The sequence below is a fragment of the Microbacterium sp. W1-4-2 genome, from assembly GCF_058349885.2.
Genome location: NZ_JBYRJC020000001.1, coordinates 112,684 through 129,057, shown reverse-complemented (window position 1 = coordinate 129,057; position 16,374 = coordinate 112,684). Strand labels below are relative to the sequence as shown.

General features: G+C 71.5%; 13 protein-coding genes. 9 read left to right on the top strand and 4 right to left on the bottom strand.

Features of this window, described 5'->3' with window-relative positions; genetic code table 11:
- The first annotated feature begins 8 nt into the window (after positions 1-8).
- From AC3RX0_RS00640 to AC3RX0_RS00630, 3 genes are read left to right on the top strand one after another with little or no spacing between them, the layout of a single operon-like run.
- On the top strand, positions 9-971 hold the full coding sequence (locus tag AC3RX0_RS00640; protein WP_491504013.1) for a carbohydrate ABC transporter permease: 963 nt from the start codon (positions 9-11) through the stop codon (positions 969-971).
- Complete coding sequence (locus tag AC3RX0_RS00635) at positions 968-1,912, top strand: carbohydrate ABC transporter permease (RefSeq protein ID WP_491504012.1); 945 nt, start codon at positions 968-970, stop codon at positions 1,910-1,912. Before AC3RX0_RS00640 ends, AC3RX0_RS00635 begins: the two co-directional genes overlap by 4 nt.
- Positions 1,909-3,582, top strand: a complete 1,674-nt coding sequence (locus AC3RX0_RS00630; RefSeq protein ID WP_491504011.1) for an amylo-alpha-1,6-glucosidase — start codon at positions 1,909-1,911, stop codon at positions 3,580-3,582. The genes AC3RX0_RS00635 and AC3RX0_RS00630 overlap by 4 nt, the downstream gene beginning before the upstream one ends.
- Positions 3,583-3,615: 33 nt before the next feature.
- Here AC3RX0_RS00630 and AC3RX0_RS00625 read toward each other — a convergent pair whose 3' ends face one another.
- Positions 3,616-4,272, bottom strand: coding sequence for a GntR family transcriptional regulator (locus AC3RX0_RS00625; RefSeq protein WP_491504010.1), 657 nt, complete (start codon positions 4,270-4,272; stop codon positions 3,616-3,618).
- A 126-nt stretch (positions 4,273-4,398) separates the two neighbouring features.
- Between AC3RX0_RS00625 and AC3RX0_RS00620 the strand changes: the two genes are divergently transcribed.
- The 6 genes from AC3RX0_RS00620 to AC3RX0_RS00595 all read left to right on the top strand — a co-directional run bounded on the left by AC3RX0_RS00620 (position 4,399) and on the right by AC3RX0_RS00595 (position 12,929).
- Positions 4,399-6,474 carry a beta-galactosidase gene (locus AC3RX0_RS00620; protein WP_491504009.1) on the top strand — a complete coding sequence of 692 codons (2,076 nt, stop codon included), beginning with the start codon at positions 4,399-4,401 and terminating at the stop codon, positions 6,472-6,474.
- Positions 6,471-7,925 (top strand): aminomethyl-transferring glycine dehydrogenase subunit GcvPA, encoded by a 1,455-nt coding sequence (gcvPA, locus tag AC3RX0_RS00615; RefSeq protein ID WP_491504008.1) that lies wholly within the window; start codon positions 6,471-6,473, stop codon positions 7,923-7,925. The genes AC3RX0_RS00620 and gcvPA overlap by 4 nt, the downstream gene beginning before the upstream one ends.
- Positions 7,922-9,622: an aminomethyl-transferring glycine dehydrogenase subunit GcvPB gene (gene gcvPB / locus AC3RX0_RS00610; RefSeq protein WP_491504007.1), complete on the top strand. Its 1,701-nt coding sequence runs from the start codon at positions 7,922-7,924 to the stop codon at positions 9,620-9,622. Before gcvPA ends, gcvPB begins: the two co-directional genes overlap by 4 nt.
- 3 nt (positions 9,623-9,625) lie before the next feature.
- On the top strand, positions 9,626-11,032 hold the full coding sequence (locus tag AC3RX0_RS00605) for an ATP-NAD kinase family protein (protein WP_491504006.1): 1,407 nt from the start codon (positions 9,626-9,628) through the stop codon (positions 11,030-11,032).
- Positions 11,022-11,780 carry an SDR family NAD(P)-dependent oxidoreductase gene (locus AC3RX0_RS00600; RefSeq protein ID WP_491504005.1) on the top strand — a complete coding sequence of 253 codons (759 nt, stop codon included), beginning with the start codon at positions 11,022-11,024 and terminating at the stop codon, positions 11,778-11,780. Before AC3RX0_RS00605 ends, AC3RX0_RS00600 begins: the two co-directional genes overlap by 11 nt.
- 207 nt (positions 11,781-11,987) lie before the next feature.
- A complete protein-coding gene (locus AC3RX0_RS00595) occupies positions 11,988-12,929 on the top strand; it encodes a Ppx/GppA phosphatase family protein (RefSeq protein ID WP_491504004.1) in 942 nt (313 codons plus the stop codon).
- A gap of 154 nt (positions 12,930-13,083) precedes the next feature.
- On the opposite strand, the gene AC3RX0_RS00590 is transcribed toward AC3RX0_RS00595, so the two are convergent.
- From AC3RX0_RS00590 to AC3RX0_RS00580, 3 genes are read right to left on the bottom strand one after another with little or no spacing between them, the layout of a single operon-like run.
- The gene (locus tag AC3RX0_RS00590) at positions 13,084-13,224 is read right to left on the bottom strand and encodes a hypothetical protein (protein WP_491504003.1); all 141 of its coding nucleotides are present in this window, start codon (positions 13,222-13,224) and stop codon (positions 13,084-13,086) included.
- Between the two features lie 15 nt (positions 13,225-13,239).
- Positions 13,240-14,595, bottom strand: coding sequence for an FAD-dependent oxidoreductase (locus AC3RX0_RS00585; RefSeq protein WP_491504002.1), 1,356 nt, complete (start codon positions 14,593-14,595; stop codon positions 13,240-13,242).
- Positions 14,592-16,355, bottom strand: a complete 1,764-nt coding sequence (locus AC3RX0_RS00580; protein ID WP_491504001.1) for a dihydroxy-acid dehydratase domain-containing protein — start codon at positions 16,353-16,355, stop codon at positions 14,592-14,594. The genes AC3RX0_RS00585 and AC3RX0_RS00580 overlap by 4 nt, the downstream gene beginning before the upstream one ends.
- Positions 16,356-16,374: the final 19 nt, after the last annotated feature.

Here is a 16,374-nt window from a genome sequence, read left to right as displayed (position 1 = left end):
GAAGGCCCGTGACCGCAAGCTCCGTCGGATTGGCGGAAGCCGCGACGGTCGGCATGCCGTCGTCAGGTGCGCCTCGTGCAGAGGCCGCCTGGCGGCGGCGTGACCGCCGCTGGGGGTACGTCTTCGTCGCCCCGCAGATGATCGGCATGGCGCTGTTCGTGCTCGTGCCGTTCGTCGCCGCCCTCGTGCTCGCGTTCGCACAGTGGGACGGTCTGACCCCGCTGACCTGGATCGGCTTCGACAACTTCAAGACCGAGTTGACCGATCCGCTGTTCGGCCGGGCGCTGATCAACACGATGCTGATCGCCGTGATCACGGTGCCGGTCGGACTGGGCCTGGCCGTGATCGTCGCGGTCGCGCTCGAGCGGCTGAAGACGCGCACGCTCTATCTGGCGCTGTTCTTCGCCCCGGTGATCACGAGCAGCATCGCGGTGGCGATGATCTGGCAGCAGCTGTTCCGCAAGGACGGCGTGCTCTCGAACGCGATCGCGACGGTCTTCCACGTCCCCGCGCCGGACTGGCTCGGCGACCCGCACCTAGCGCTGATCGCCGTGTGCATCGTGACGATCTGGTCGTCGCTTGGCCTGAACGTCGTGATCTTCCTGGCGGGGCTGCAGAACATCTCCCCGAGCGTCATCGAGGCCGCGCGCATCGACGGCGCCGGCGCGGTGTCGCTGTTCTTCCGCATCCGACTGCCGCTGCTGTCGCCGGTGCTGTTCTTCTCGTCGATCATCGCGTTCATCAGCTCGCTGCAGACGTTCGACATCGTCTTCGTGCTGGTCTCGAACGCGGGCCCCGACAACGCGACCCGCACGATCGTCTACCACATCTACGATCTGGGCTTCGGCAAGACGCAGTTCGGCGTCGCCAGCGCGGCATCCATTCTGCTGCTGATCCTGACACTCGTGATCACCGGCATCCAGTTCGCCTTCCAGAAGCGATTCGTGCACTACGAGGACGGTGCCGCATGAGCGTCTCGACGCCCCGCCTGACCGACGGCACTCTGAGCCCCCGCACCGACTCGACCGTCGCGATCACCGCGCCCGGCCGCCGCATCCGGCCGAACGCGCGCCCGGGCCGCGGCAAGCGGCGGCTGACCGCGACGGTCCTGCACGTCGTGCTGATCGTCGCGGGAATCGCGATGGTGTATCCGTTCATCTGGATGCTGGTCACCTCGTTCAAGGGCCTGCCTCAGCTGCTGAATCACCCGCTGAGCTTCTGGCCGAGCCCGTGGGCGCCGCAGAACTTCATCGACGCGTGGAACGACGCCCCGTTCGCGCAGGCGTACGCGAACAGCATCTACATCGCGATCCTGGTCGTGATCGGCACGCTGATCACGGCGTCGATGGCCGGCTACGCGTTCGCGCGCATCAGGTTCCGCGGCTCGCGGGTCATGTTCATCGTGTTCCTGGCGACGCAGATGATCCCGATGCAGGTCACCCTGATCCCCTTCTACCTGCTGATGGCGAAGCTCGGGTGGGTGGATTCGCACCTGTCGCTGATCATTCCCGCAGCCTTGGCGAACCCGTTCGCCGTGTTCCTGATGCGGCAGTTCGTGCTGTCGCTGCCTAAGGAGCTCGAAGAGGCAGCCCTCGTCGACGGCGCGGGCCGCTGGCGCATCTTCTGGAGCATCGTGCTGCCGAACCTGCGCCCCGGGCTCGGCGCCCTGGCGATCATCGTGGCGCTGAGCACGTGGAACAACTTCCTGCTGCCGCTGGTCATGCTCAACAGCCAGAACCTGTTCACGGTGCCGCTGCTGCTGCAGAGCTTCCAGGGCCAGTTCGGATCGATCAACTACGGCCTGATCATGGCGGCCTCGGCCGTGGCGACGATCCCGATGCTGATCGCATTCGTGATCGGCCAGCGGCAGATCCTCAACAGCATGGCCGCGTCGGGGCTGGGCGGCCGGTGACGCGTCCGCCGACCCCCGAGGCGCTGGCCGCGCTGGCCGGGCGCCACCTCGACCTGGTGCGCGCGCCGTTCACCCTGCCGTCGTCGCGGATCATCGCGTTCCGCGCCGACGAGACCGAGGGTCCGGATGCCGCAGCCCGCGGCATCCGGATCCACACGGCCGAATACGAGAAGCCCTTGCGCGCATGCCGGGTGATCGACCTGCTGCAGGTGCGCGACGCGGGCGACCGGGTGCTCGAGATCGCCGACGTGCAGCCCGACCGCATCGTGTTCGCGGGCGGGTCGACCCTCACCTTCGCCGGCCCCACGGCCCTGAGCGTCGCGGTGCCGGCCGGCGGCAGTGTCGTCTGGACGCTGCCCGACGGCACCCGCGACGCTGCGCGCGCGAACCCCGACGGCCCGCTCGCCGTACGCATCGACGTGCAGCCCGACCGCAGCGTGACGGCGTCCGCCTCCACGACCCACGACGCCGACCTCGCGGCGACGGCCGCCCTCTGGCGCGACTGGTTCGCGCGGTGCCCGATTGTGCGCGACGACCTGCAGCAGATGACCGCGTTCTGCTGGTGGGTGCTCGGCGCGAACATCGTCGCGCTGCCGCGTCTGGGCGACGTGCGCGCGGTCGTGCCGTCCAAGGTCGGCTACGTCGGGCTGTGGCAGTGGGACGCGTACTTCATCGCGACGGGCCTGCGCCACGGCGACCCCGACCTTGCCCGCGAGCAGCTCGACCTCGCCCTGCGCTTCCCGACCCCCGACGGGCAGCTGCCCGACGTCGTGCACGAGACGGGCACCCTGGCCTCGAGCGACGACCTGCCCGCCGCCGACCGCGAGCACCTGCGCCGCGACGGCTCGGCGATCGCCGACCCCGACGCGCCGATCCCGCTCACCAAGCCGCCGCTGACCGCGTGGGCCGTGCGCAAGCTGCTCGAGGTCGCCCCCGACGACGCGTGGGCGCGGCGGCTGCTGCCGGTCATCGAGCGCTCGCAGGACTGGTGGTTCGCGCACTCCGACGCCGACGGCGACGGGATGCCGGAGTACGCGCACCCCTATTCCTCCGGCCTCGACGACAGCCCGATCTTCGACGGCGCCCTGCCGATCGCCTCTCCCGATCTCGGCGCGTATCTCGTGCGGCAGGACCTCGATCTGGCCGACCTGTGCGAACGTCTTCAGACCGGCGACCCCGGCGCCCACCGCGACCGCGCACGGCGCACCATGACGCTGCTGGGCCGGATGTGGCATCCCGATCGCCGCGCCTTCCTCGCCGACGGGTGCCCGTCCGATGCCGTCGTCGGGCTCATGCCGCTGCTGACCGGCCTGCTGCCGGACGACGTCGCCGCCGAGCTGGACGCCGCCCTCGGCGACCCCGACCGGTTCGGCATGCCGTGGGGGCTGCCGACGGTCGCCGCGACCGACCCGGACTTCTCAGCCGAGCGCATGTGGCGCGGCCCGGTGTGGATCAACACGAACGTGCTGGTCGCCGAGGGGCTCGAGCGGTCCGGATACCCCGACCACGCCCGCGCGCTGCGCGAGCGCACCGTGCGGCTCGTGATCCACGGCGGCGGCCCGCACGAGTACTTCAACCCCGAGACCGGACAGAGGGCCCGCACCGCGACCACCGCCTTCGGCTGGTCGGCCGCCCTGTTCGTCGACCTGGCCGTGGGCCTGTCCGAGTGACCCCCGCCGGTGCACCGCCGGCGGCCGGACGGGTCAGTCGGTGAAGTACGAGTTCGACGCGTTGTCGAGGATGCGCGTGGCCCCGTGCATCCAGTTCGCCTCGAGCGCGGCGACCGCGCCGGGCACGTCTCCGGCCGCCAGGCACCGGGCGATCTCGCCGTGCTCGGCGGCGACACGGTGGATCGTGGCGTCGCTGGGCACGAGCAGCGACTCGTATCGGTGGAAGGCGCCGCGCACGGTCTCGATGATCGCCAGCAGCCTGCCGTTCGGGCAGGCCGAGAGCATGAGCGTGTGCCATTCGTCGTCCTTCGAGACCACGAGCGAATGCTCGACCTCTTCTTGCGTGAAGGCCGCGGCCATCGTGCTCAGTCGCTTGCCGAGCCGCTTCAGCTCGTCGATCGGGCTGAGCTGCAGCGCGAGCCCCTCGAGGCTGGCCATGATCGGCGCGAGCTCTTCGAACTCCGCCTTGCTCAGCGGCGCGAAGCGGAAGCCCTTGCCGTTCTCGCTCTCGATCTGGCCTTCGCTCTCGAGCCAGATGAGGGCTTCGCGCAGTGGGGTGCGGCTCACGCCGATCTCGGCGGCCAGCTGCACCTCGTTGATGCCCTCGCCGGGGCGCACCTGGCCGGCACGCATGCGCGTCAGTAGCTCTTCGCGCACCTGCATCCGCAGATTCTTCCGCTCGATCGCCATGGCGCCTCTCCTCGTCGCACTTGACCCTCACCAGTATTCAGCATACGCTCGCTGTATACAGAATACATTCGACACGCGCTGATGGGCGTGCGATCCGTGGATGACATCGACGATGAAGGAGCCGGCATGACGGATGCTTCCCGCACGTTGCGGCTGGACGCCCTCGCCTACGGCGGCGACTACAACCCCGACCAGTGGGACGAAGCCGTCTGGGCCGAAGACGTCGCGCTCATGCGCGAGGCGGGCGTGAACATCGTGAGCCTTCCGGTGTTCAGCTGGCCGCAGCTCGAGACCGCGCCCGGCGTGTACGACTGGGGCTGGCTCGACCGCATCGTCGACCTGCTGTGGGACGCCGGCATCCACGTCGACCTGGCGACGGCGACCGCGACGCCGCCGGTGTGGCTGCTGCGCGCGCACCCCGAGATGATGCCGATGGATGCCGAGGGCCGGCGTCTGGAGTTCGGGTCGAGGCAGACCTACTGCCCGAGTTCGCCGGTCTGGCATGAGCACGTCGCGCGAATGGCCCGTGCGATGGCCGAGCGCTACGGCGAGCACCCCGCAGTGCTGCTGTGGCACGTCTCGAACGAGTACGGCGACCACACCTCGCGCTGCTACTGCCCCGAGTCGGCCCGGCACTTCCGCCGCTGGCTGGCCGAGCGCTACGGCAGCATCGACGGGCTCAACGAGGCGTGGGGTGTGAACGTGTGGGGCCAGCGCTACAGCGCGTGGGACCAGATCGAGACACCGCGCCGCGCGCCCGGCCCCATCAACCCGACCCAGCTGCTGGACTTCGAACGGTTCTCGTCCGACGCTCTGCTGGACCTGTTCCGCCTCGAGGTCGACATCCTGCGCGAGGTCACCCCCGGCATCCCGGTCACCACGAACTTCATGAGCATGTTCCACGACCTGGACTACTGGCGCTTCGCCGAGCTCGAAGACCTCGTCACCGACGACGCCTATCCCGACCCGTCCGACCCGCTGGCGCCCGTGGGCGCCGCCCTGAACTACGGCCTCATGCGGTCGCTGAAGGGGCAGCCGTGGCTGCTGCTCGAGCAGTCGGCCAGCGCGGTCAGCTGGCGCGACGTGAACGTGCCCAAGGCGCCGGGCAAGATGCGCGCCGACAGTCTGCAGGCGATCGCGCACGGCTCGGACGGGGCGATGTTCTTCCAGTGGCGGCAGGCCCGGTACGGGCAGGAGAAGTTCCATTCCGCGATGCTCGGGCACCGCGGCCGCGCGTCGCGCACGTTCGCCGAGACCAAGGCGCTGGGTGCCGAGCTGGCCGGGCTCGGGTCCGTGCGCGGCACCCGGGTGCGCGCCCGCGTCGCGCTCGTGTTCGACTGGGACTCGCGCTGGGGGTCGGCGGCGGCCGAGTCGATGCCGTCGCAGCGCCTGAGCTGGGCGGACCAGGCGCGCGCGTGGCACCGGGCCATGCACGCCCTCGGCCAGCCCGTCGACGCAGTGCGCGCGACCGGCCCGTTCGACGGATACGACGTCGTGCTGGTGCCGAACCTCTACGTCGCCGACGCCGCACAGGCCCGGGCGCTCACCGCGTTCGCCGAGTCCGGCGGCCGCGTGGTGGTCGGCCCGTTCTCGGGCGTGGTCGATGCGACCGAGAAGGTGCACCCCGGCGGCGCGCCCGGGCCGCTGCGCGATCTGCTAGGCGTCGAGGTCGACGAGCCGTGGCCGCTGGCCGACGGCGACAGCGGTGCGCTCGACTTCAACGGCGAGCGCCTCGCGTTCGCGCACTGGGGCGAGTGGATCGAGGTGGATGCCTCGGCCGTCGTCCGCGCCCGCTATGCGTCCGGCGACCTGGCCGAACGCCCGGCCGTCACCGCCCGTCCGGTCGGGGCGGGCTCGGCGTGGTATGTCAGCGCGATGCTCGACGGCGACGGGCTGGTCGCCGTGTGGCGGCAGGTGCTGGCCGAGGCCGGCCTGCCCGCCCGCGACCGGATCGCTCTGGACCTGGACGCCGTGACCCGCTCGAGCGCCGACACCGACTACACGTTCGTGCTCAACCACGGCCGCGAGCCGCTGACCGTCGCCGTGCCCGCCGGCGCCCGCGACCTGCTCGGCGGTGACGACGCGCCCGGCACGACCCTCACCCTCCCCCGCTTCGGCGTGGCCGTCCTCGTGACGCCGCGCGCCGAGACCGTCCCGTTCATCACCCTCGCTGCAGGCCCGACCGAAGGAAGGATGCCGTGACCGACGCGTTCGTGCACCCGTACATCCCCAACACCGCCCCCGACACGAAGGCCGCGATGCTCGCCGCGGTGGGCGCGGCATCCGTCGACGACTTCTATGCCGACGTGCCCGACGACCTGCGACTGGACCGCCCGCTCGACCTGCCCGCGGCCCTGCCCGCCGAGCAGGACCTCGCCCGCCACGTGCGCGGCCTGCTGCGCCGCAACCGCTCGACCGAGGACGTGCTGAGCTTCTTGGGCGCGGGCACATACCGCCATTATGTGCCCGCCGTCGTCGACGAGGTGATCGGACGCAGCGAGTTCCTCACCGCGTACGCCGGTGAGCCGTATGAGGACCACGGCCGCTTCCAGGCCCTGTTCCAGTACCAGTCGCTCATGGGCGAGCTGCTCGGCATGGACGTCGTGAACGTCCCCACCTACGACGGCTACCAGGCCACGGCCACGGGGCTGGCGATGGCCGGGCGGATCACGGGCCGATCCCGCGTGATCGTGGGCAGCGACATCCTGCCCGCCAAGCTCTCGAAGGTGCACGACTTCGTGCGCACGCACCTGACGCTGGATCATGTCCCGACGCTAGGGGGCACCGCCGACATCGCTGCCCTGCGGGCCGCCCTCGGCGACGACGTGGCCGCCGTCTGGATCGAGACCCCGAGCTTCACGGGTGCCGTCGAGACCCGCCTGCGCGAGATCGCCGACCTGGCGCACGCGGCGGGTGCCGTCGTCGTGGTGGGCACCGACCCGATCGGGTACGGGGTGCTCACCCCGCCGGCCGCACAGGGCGCCGACATCGTCACCGGCGACATCCAGTCCCTCGGCCTGCACCCCTGGTACGGCGGCGCGCACGGCGGCTTCATCGCCGTGGACGACGACCCGACGTTCGTGATGGAGCTGCCCTCGCGCCTGTTCGGCCTCGCGGCCACCGACGTGCCCGGAGAGTACGGCTTCGGCGACGTGGCCTACGAGCGCACCTCGTTCGCACTGCGCGAAGAGGGCAAGGAGTGGGTCGGCACGGCCGCCGCACTGTGGGGCATCGCCGCCGGCGTGTACCTCGCGCTGATGGGGCCGGCCGGCATGGCCGAGCTCGGTGAGCTGCTGCTCGCGCGCACCGCCTATGCGCGGCAGCGCCTGGGCGCCGTCCCCGGCGTGCGCCTCGGCGACGACGCCCTGCACCTGCGCGAGTTCACGATCGTGCTCGAGGACGCCTCGGCCGCCGCCGTCGTCTCGCGGTTGCGCGAGGACGGCATCGAGCCGGGCGTCGTCGTCGACGAGCGCACCCTCCTGGTCTGCGTCACCGAACTGACCTCGCAGGCCGACATCGACCGCCTCGCCGCCGCGATCGCGCACGCGACCGGTGCGACGGACCGCACGTCAGCGGCCGGGGCGGACGCCGCCGCAACCGTCTTCGCCGCCGGCGCGGCATCCACCTTCGTCACCGAGGAGCAGAACGCATGAGCCTTCCCGTCGCCCCCAAGCCGCCGCTGCGCCGCTTTCATCAGGCGCGGTGGGACGAGCCGATCGTGTTCGAGCTGTCGACGCCCGGCGAGCGCGGCGTGCTGGTCACTCCCGTCGAGCCCGGCGTGCGCGCGGCCGTCGGCGACGTCGTCGCGGCGCTGCCCGCCGGCATGCGCCGTGCGAGCGCGCCGGCGCTGCCCGAGATGGGCCAGATGCGTGTGCTCAAGCACTACCTGCGGCTGTCGCAGGAGAACCTCGGCGCCGACCTGAACGTCGACATCGGCCAGGGCACGTGCACCATGAAGTATTCGCCGAAGATCAACGATCAGCTGATCGGCACTCCCGAGCTGACCGAGCTGCACCCGCTGCAGGACCCGGCCGATGCGCAGGGCGTGCTCGAGATCATCTGGCGTCTCGAGCGCATGCTCGCCGAGATCTCGGGGATGGACGAGGTGTCGCTGCACACGCAGGGCGGGTCGGCGGCGATCTGGTCGAACATCGCGATGATCAGGGCGTTCCACGAGGCCAACGGCGAGGGCGCGCAGCGGCGCGAGGTCATCACGACGATCTTCAGCCATCCCTCGAACGCCGCCGCCGCGAAGGCCGCCGGGTACGACGTCATCACGATCCACCCTGACGCCGACGGCTACCCCGACCTCGCTGCGCTGAAGGCCGCGCTCAGCGACCGCACCGCCGCGATCATGGTCACCAACCCCGAAGACACGGGCATCTACAACCCCGCCATCGAAGAATGGGTGGATGCCGCGCACGCGGTCGGTGCGCTCGCTTCGTACGATCAGGCCAACGCGAACGGCATCCTCGGCATCACCCGGGCGCGGGACGCCGGCTTCGACGTGTGCCACTTCAATCTGCACAAGACGTTCTCGACCCCGCACGCGTGCGGCGGACCGGGCGCCGGGGCGAACGCCGTGTCGGCGGCGCTGGCCCCGTTCCTGCCCGGGCCGCGGGTCGTGCGCACGGACGACGGGTTCGCGGTGCGTGAGCAGGGCCAGCAGTCGATCGGGGCGGTCGCGCCGTTCCACGGCGTCGTGCCCAACATCGTGCGCGCGTATTCGTGGATCATGGCGCTGGGCGCCGACGGACTGCTTGCGGCGGCCGAGATCGCGGTGCTGAACAACAACTACCTGCTCGAGAGGGTGCGGGCGATCCCGGGTGCGTCGGCCCCGTACGCCGAGGGCCGTCGGCGCATCGAGCAGGTGCGCTACTCGTGGCAGGAGCTGTTCGAGCAGACCGGCATCTCGTCGGAGGAGATCGGCGTGCGCCTGTCGGACTTCGGCATGCACTACTGGACCAGTCACCACCCGTACGTCGTGCCGCAGCCGTTCACGCTCGAGCCGACCGAGTCGTATTCGAAGGCCGAGATCGACGAGTACGTCGCCGCCCTCGCCGAGGTCGCGCGCGAGGCCCGCGAGACGCCCGAGGTCGTGCGCACCGCGCCGCACAACCAGACCGTGCACCACACGCACCACGACGACCTGGACGATCCGGACCGTTGGGCCATCACCTGGCGCGCCTACCTGCGGAAGTACCCTTCGGCAGGCTCGGAGCATCCCTTCGGGGAGCGTGCGGACGCGGGCTCGGCCGCGGGGTCGGGTGCCGACGCGGGGTCGGGTGCCGACGCGGGGTCGGGTGCCGGCTCGGGGTCGGCCGCCGCAACCGGTGGGAGCGCCGCCTGAGTCATGCTCGCCCTCGTCGTCAATCCGGTCGCCGGCGTCGGCGGCCCCGCAGGGCTCGCCGGCTCGGACGGGGCCGCCGTGCAGCGAGACGCCGCCGCCCGCGGCGGCGTCTCGCGCGCAGCCGCCCGCGCCGTCACGGCGCTGCACGTGGTCGCCGAGGCGCACCCGGGCGCCGAGGTGCTGACGGCGGCGGGATCGATGGGCGAGGACGCCGTGCGCGCCGCCGGCCTCCTACCGAGGGTGGTCTACACGCCCGGCGGGCCATCACCGGTGCACAGCGACGGGGATCTTCCCCAACGCGCCGCCGACGAGGCATCCACCCCCGGCGTGTCGCCCACGATCCCCGCAGCTGTGCACGCCGCAACGACCGCGGCCGACACCACCGCTGCGGTCCGTGCGGTGCGGGATGCCGGGGCCGGCCTGATCCTGTTCGCCGGCGGTGACGGCACCGCCCGCGACGTCGCCGCCGCCTTCGCCACCGACCCCTCGGCGGCGGCGCCCGCCTCCCCGACCCACCCCACCCCCTCCCACCCCTCACCAATCCATAGGGATTGGGCGAATCAACACCCTCTAGGGCATGGACTCGCCCAATCCCTATGGATTCGGGATGCAGAAGGGGCCACGACCTCGGCGGCGCTCGGCATTCCGTCGGGGGTCAAGATGTACTCGCCGGTGTTCGCGATCAGCCCGAGTGCGGCGGGCGCCCTCGCCGCCGCGTGGATCGACGCGCCGCTGCCCGTCCACGACCAAGAGGTGCTCGACATCGATGAGGCCCAGCTGCGCCGCTCCCGCGTCGAGCCGCGCCTGTTCGGCATGCTGCCGGTGCCCTACCGGGCCGGGCGCACCCAGGCGCGCAAGGCCGCGACCCCGGCCGGCGAGCACGCGGCGGTCGTCGCGGCGGCGCGGGCCGCGGCATCCTCCCTGCGGCCAGGGGTGCGCTACCTGCTCGGCCCGGGCGGCACGATGGCCGAGCTCGCGCGGCAGCTCGGCATCGACGGCACCCCCCTCGGCGTCGACGTCGTCCTCGACGGACGCGTCGTGCGCGCCGGCGCCAGCGAGCGCGAGCTGCTCGACGAGATCTCGCGCGGACCCGCCAAGGCCGTGGTCACCGTGATCGGCGGCCAGGGCTTTCTGCTCGGCCGCGGCAACCAGCAGCTGTCGGCGGCGGTGATCCGGGCGCTCGGCCCCGATCCGCTGATCGTCGTGGCCACTGAGCAGAAGCTCATCGACCTGCGCGGCCGGCCGCTGCTGGTCGACACCGGCGACGCCGAGGTCGACGCCGCCCTCGCCGGGTACGTCCGGGTCGTCACCGGCGCCGGATCTGCCAGCATCTATCCCGTGGTCGCGCCCGAGTCCGCGGCATCCATCCCCACGACGTCCATCGATGAAGGAGCACTCCATGCGACTTGAGAACAAGAAGGCCATCGTCACCGGCGGAGCGGGCGGCATCGGCCGCGCCACCTCCCTCGCGTTCGCCGCCGAAGGCGCCGCCGTCGCCGTCGTGGATCTGAACGAGGATGCCGCAGCCGCCGTCGCCGATGAGATCCGCGCTGCCGGCGGCACGGCCGTGGCGATCGCCGCCGATGTCTCGAGCGAGGCCGACATCGAACGCGTCGTCGCCACGGTGCTCGACGAGTTCGGCACGATCGACGTGGTGTTCAACAATGCGGGGATCATCCGTCGCACGACCGCCGTCGAGACCACCGTCGAGGAATGGGATCGCGTGTTCGGGGTCAACGTGCGTGCGATCTTCTTGATGTGCAAGCACGTGGTCCCGGTCATGGCTGCCGCCGGCGGCGGATCGATCGTCAACACCGGCTCGGGCTGGGGGCTGAAGGGCGGCGGGCAGGCGATCTCGTACTGCGCGTCGAAGGGCGCCGTGGTGAACATGACGCGGGCGCTGGCGATCGACCACGGGCCGCAGGGCATCCGCGTCAACTCGGTCAACCCCGGAGACGTCAACACCGGCATGCTGCGCAGCGAGGCCGCCCAGCTCGGCCAGGAGGAGAAGTCCTTCCTCGCCGAGTCGGCCGATCGCCCGCTCGGGCGCATGGGCGAGCCGAGCGAGATCGCCGCCGCCGTGGTGTGGCTGGCCAGCGACGAGTCGTCGTACGTCACGGGCTCCGCCCTCGTCGTCGACGGCGGCGGCATCGCCTAGCCCCCGCCTCCTCCCTCCCCTTCTCCCCTCCCGCGGGGCGTCCCTTCCTCCCACGAGGCATCCTGTCCTCCCACGAGGCATCCCTTCCTCCCACGAGGCATCCCTCAGATCCGCGAGCATCCCCCGCTCCGCGCGACTGCAGACCACGCTGCTCACGCGCGATAGCGAGATCGACCGCCACTCCCCCACGCGCACTACGCTCATTGCGTGCGCCTCGGAGTCCTCGACATCGGATCGAACACCGTCCACCTGCTGATCGCCGACGCGCGCCCGGGCGGACGGCCGCTGGCCACGACCAGCGAGCGCGCGGTCGTGCGCCTGATGCGCTTCCTCACGCCCGATGGCGCCATCAGTGACGAGGGCGTGCAGGCGCTCGTGGATGCCACGACCCGCGCCCGCGAGATCGTCGCCGCTGATCGGGTCGACGAGCTCCTGGCCACCGCGACCTCGGCCGTGCGCGAGGCCACGAACGGCGCCGAGGTGATCGCGAAGATCGAGCAGGCCCTCGGCCAGCCGCTGCAGGTCCTCGACGGAGAGACCGAGGCCCGCCTGACCTTCCTCGCCGTGCGGCGGTGGTTCGGCTGGGCCTCGGGCCGCATCTGCCTGCTCGACATCGGCGGCGGCTCGTTCGAGTTCGCGGCGGGCGCCGACGAACTGCCCGAGGTCGCGGCATCCGTCCCCCTCGGTGCCGGGCGCATGACCCTGCGGTTCCTTCCCGACGACCCGCCCGGCGAGGCGGCGGTCGACGCGCTGCGTACGCACGCGCGCCAGGTGCTCGTGCCGGTGGCCGAGCGCTTCCGCGCCCTGCCCCGCGCCGACCACGTCGTCGGCACGTCGAAGGCGATCCGCTCCCTGGCACGGCTCGCCGGCGTGCCGTTGGCGGGATGGAGCGGCGGGGAGAGGATGCTGCTGCCCCGCGCCGCGCTCGGCGCATGGATTCCGCGACTGGCCCGGATCCCGGCATCCGCCCGCCAAGAGCTGCCCGGCATCACGCCCGACCGCACGTTCCAGATCGTGGCCGGCGCCGTCGTGCTGCACACCGCGATGGAGCTGATGGAGATCGCCGAGCTCGAGGTCTGCCCCTGGGCGCTGCGCGAGGGCGTGCTGCTGCGCTACATCGAGTCACTCGCGTGGGAGTCGGGCGGCTGACTTCCGCAGTCGGATGCCACGCCCCGGCACGCCCCGGCACGCGCCGGCATCCCTGCGCGCCGGCATCCCTGCGCGCCGGCCCACCCGCCTCGCCGCCCGAATCCCTATGGATTCGGCGAATCCATAGCCCATAGGGTATGGAGTCACCCATTCCCTATGGATTGGGCACGTCGAACGGATTCGGCGAGTCGAACGGATTCGGCGAGTCGAACGGATTCGGCACGTCGAACGGATTGGGCACGTCGAACGGATTGGGCACGTCGAACGGATTCGGCGAGTCGAATGGATCGGGCACGTGAAACGGCGAGACTCAGGCCGGCACGGGCGCGGGAGCCTCGCGCACCCCGAGGTACGCGCCGTCGGCCTCCAGCCGCGCCTGCAGGGCGGGCACATCCACGTCGGCGGCCGAGACGCCGGCCTGCAGCGCGAGGTCGGCCGCCACGCCGGCGGCCTGTCCCATCGCGAAGCAGGGGCCGGTGACCCGGCCGGAGGACTGACCGAGCTGCGTCATCGACGCGCAGCGCCCGGCGACCAGCAGGTTCGGCACGCCGCGGGGGACGAGCATGCGGTACGGCAGCTGGTTGAAGCCGCGCGAGCCGGCCGCCGCGAAGCGGAACTCGACGTCGCCGCGCACGTGCGCCTCGACCGGCCACCCGTTGACGCCGATCGTGTCGGGCATGTCGTGGCACTCCAGCACGTCCTGCTCGGTGAGCTGGTACTCCCCCACGATCCGACGCGTCTCGCGGATGCCGATCTGCGGCGCGAGGTCGACGATGTACGCGTCCTCGAACCCGGGCGTGTGCTCCTTGATGAAGGTGAACGCGTCGACGACCTGGCGGCGCCCCTGGATCTCGCCGTGCGTGAGCTGACGCACGTCGGTGCCGTCGACGGCCGATCCGTCGTCGTTGCTCAGCTGCGTGAGGTTCGAGCGCCATTCCAGCGGATTCCGCTGCGGCCGCACGATCGGCTTCTTGCGCGGGAAGCTGTGCGTACCCGCCGCCTCGGCCTTCTCCATCAGTCGCCGCACCGTGCGCCACGCGGGACCGGCGGCCTCGGCGTCCACGCCGTTGATCCGGAACATGAGCGACGGGTAGAGCAGGTGCTCGGACTTCTCGTACTGCGCGCCCGACCACACCGCGACGTCCGCATCGCCCGAGGCATCGATGAAGAAGCGGCCGCGCACGACGCCGGGACCGGATTTCGACTCGATCACGACGCCGTCGATCGTGCCGTCGTCGCCGGTCACCACGCCCGAGGCCACGGCGTGGAAGAGCAGCTCCGCCCCACCCGACAGCACGAGCTCGTCGGCGACGATCTTGTACGCCGAGATGTCGAACGCCTGTGCCATGATCCGGTCGTCGATCGACAGGTGCGGGGCGCTGAGCCCGTCGATGGCCTCGAGCCGGTCCAGCAGCTCGTCCGTGTACCCGCGCACCACCCGCACGTCCTCGCCGTGCACCCGTGCGTGCAGGCCGCAGAAGGTCGACAGCCCGCCCATCGTGCCCGCCCCGCCGAGAAAGCCGTACCGCTCGACCAGCAGGGTCGAGCGTCCGGATCGGGATGCCGCGGCCGCGGCCATGATGCCTGCCGGGCCGCCGCCGATCACGACCACCTCGTACTCGCCGATGACGGGCACATCGCGTGCCGGCAGATGAACCGTGCTCATGCCGAGGTCTCCGTTCCGGCGAGTTCCGCCAGGTCGTCGTGCGTGTCGTGGATGTCGCGGCCGTCGTGGCGATCGCACGCTCCGCAGGCGCGACAGCCGAGCACGGCACCGCACGACAGCGGCTGCACGAGCTCGCGGTACTGGTCGAGATATCCGCCGGCGGCGTCGGGCTCGGCGCTGCGGACGTAACGGGTCCGAGCGGCCAGCTCGTCCTCCGGTACGAGCAGGTCGAGACTGCCGGTGGCCAGATCGATGTCGATCACGTCGCCGTCGTGCACCCGCCCGAGCGGCCCGTCGTCGACCCCCTCGGGCGAGACCTCGCCGACCGTGATGCCCTGGTTGACCAGTCCGCTGAACTGGCCGTCGGTCACGAAGGCGACCTTGTCGGCCAGGCCGCGGGCGTTCAGCGCGAAGATGAACGCAGAGGTGAACCCGAGAGCGGGCCCGCCGACGGCGCCGATGCCGCGGATCACCGCCACGTCGCCCGGCCGCAGGGTGCCGTCCGAGATGCCGGCGATCGCCTGCTCCCGGTTGTCGAACACGCGCGCGGGGCCGGTGAACCGCTTCGGTCCGGGGTCCGGCACGGGGCGCTTCGCCACGCCGCCGCCCGGGGCCAGCGTCCCGCGCAGCACGACGATCGCGGGGTCGGTGCTGTACGGATCGTCGAGCGATCGGATGACATCCCCGTCCGCGGGGATCGCGGCATCCGCGTTCTCTCGGACCGTCCTGCCGGTCACCGTGAGCTCCTCGCCGTCCAGCAGCGGCAGCAGTTCGCGCAGGATCGTCGCCGCGCCGCCGGCGTCTTCGAACTGCTCGGTGAGCGTCGTTCCGTTCGGGCGCACCGAGCACAGCACGGGCGTCTCGCGCCCGAGCGTGCGGTAGGCCTCCCAGACGTCGATGTCGACCCCGGCCTCGACCGCGACCGCCTGCAGGTGCTTGATCGTGGTGGTCGAGCCGCCCACGGCGAGCATCGCGCGCACGGCGTTGCGGATCGCACCCGCGGTGATGATGTCGCGGGGGCGGATGTCGTCGTGGATCATCGCGACCAGCGCGGCGGCCGATCTGCGGACGTTGTCCCACATGCGGGCGCTGTTCGCGCGGACCGGTGCCGCCCCCGGGACGGCCATGCCGATGGCCTCGGCGGCGATGTGCATCGAGTTCGCGGTCGCGAGCCCCGCGCACACGCCGGGGCCGAGGATGGCGTCGTCGGCCATCTGCTGCAGGTGATCGGTGGGCTCCTTCGTCACGGCCGCCATCGCCGCGTGCAAGAAGATCTCCTCGACGTCGGCCTCGCGGCCCTCGGCCAGCCCGCTGTGCTGATACCCGCACGGGATGATCACCGTCGGCACGTTGAGCCGGCCGGCGGCCATCAGGTGCGCCGGGGTGGTCTTGTCGCACGAGCTGAGCGCGATGATCGCGTCGAGCTGAGCGCCCTCGACGGCGACCTCGACGTCGTTGACCATCAGGTCGCGCGCCGAGAGGATGTAACTGCCCCCGCGCCCGGCGCTCGTGATGAAGTCGGACGGCGCCGCCGTGCGGATCTCGAACGGCAGCACCCCGAGCGCTCGCAGTTCGGCCCTCAGCACCGGCACGATGTCGTCCAGGTGCGCGTAGCACGCCGCGAGATCCGACGAGCTGTTCACGATGGCCACTTTGGGCTTGGCCAGCTCGTCGGCCGAGATCCCCAGGGGGCGCCATTCTGCGCGCCGCGCGATGCCCAGCGCCGATGCCGGCGAGAAGTTGCTGCGCAAGTCGACCATGTGTTCTTCCTCACTGCGG

Excerpts from the sequence above, each read along its gene's own strand:
- AC3RX0_RS00635 (WP_491504012.1), top strand. The coding sequence starts at position 968 with ATGAGCGTCTCGACGCCCCGCCTGACCGACGGCACTCTGAGCCCCCGC.
- AC3RX0_RS00585 (WP_491504002.1), bottom strand. The coding sequence starts at position 14,595 with ATGAGCACGGTTCATCTGCCGGCACGCGATGTGCCCGTCATCGGCGAG.
- AC3RX0_RS00625 (WP_491504010.1), bottom strand. The coding sequence starts at position 4,272 with ATGGCGATCGAGCGGAAGAATCTGCGGATGCAGGTGCGCGAAGAGCTA.
- AC3RX0_RS00580 (WP_491504001.1), bottom strand. The coding sequence starts at position 16,355 with ATGGTCGACTTGCGCAGCAACTTCTCGCCGGCATCGGCGCTGGGCATC.
- AC3RX0_RS00605 (WP_491504006.1), top strand. The coding sequence starts at position 9,626 with ATGCTCGCCCTCGTCGTCAATCCGGTCGCCGGCGTCGGCGGCCCCGCA.
- gcvPB (WP_491504007.1), top strand. The coding sequence starts at position 7,922 with ATGAGCCTTCCCGTCGCCCCCAAGCCGCCGCTGCGCCGCTTTCATCAG.
- AC3RX0_RS00620 (WP_491504009.1), top strand. The coding sequence starts at position 4,399 with ATGACGGATGCTTCCCGCACGTTGCGGCTGGACGCCCTCGCCTACGGC.
- AC3RX0_RS00600 (WP_491504005.1), top strand. The coding sequence starts at position 11,022 with ATGCGACTTGAGAACAAGAAGGCCATCGTCACCGGCGGAGCGGGCGGC.